Genomic DNA, 429 nt, shown 5'->3' with positions numbered 1-429 from the left:
TACGCGCACGTAGACTGCCCGGGCCACGCCGACTACGTTAAGAACATGATTACCGGCGCTGCTCAGATGGATGGCGCTATCCTGGTATGTTCCGCAGCTGACGGCCCCATGCCGCAGACTCGTGAGCACATTCTGCTGTCCCGTCAGGTGGGTGTACCGTACATCGTGGTATTCCTGAACAAGGCTGACATGGTTGACGACGAGGAGTTGCTGGAGCTGGTTGAAATGGAAGTTCGTGAACTTCTGGACCAGTACGAGTTCCCGGGTGACGACACCCCGATCATCACCGGTTCTGCTCTGATGGCGCTGAACGGCGAAGATGACAACGAAATGGGTACCACTGCTGTTAAGAAGCTGGTTGAAACCCTGGATGAGTACATTCCGGAGCCGGAGCGTGCGGTAGATCTGCCGTTCCTGATGCCGATCGAA

Annotated in this window: 1 protein-coding gene; it reads left to right on the top strand. The window is 56.4% G+C overall.

The window, feature by feature from the left end:
* Window positions 1-429, top strand: a 429-nt coding sequence (locus B4U49_RS00165) for a GTP-binding protein (protein WP_239692410.1), incomplete at both ends; no start/stop codon positions are given.

This window comes from Microbulbifer mangrovi, from assembly GCF_002009015.1.
GTDB classification, from domain to species: domain Bacteria; phylum Pseudomonadota; class Gammaproteobacteria; order Pseudomonadales; family Cellvibrionaceae; genus Microbulbifer; species Microbulbifer mangrovi.
The sequence above is the reverse complement of the archived record's forward strand: the minus strand, read 5'-3'. Positions and strand labels throughout refer to the sequence as shown.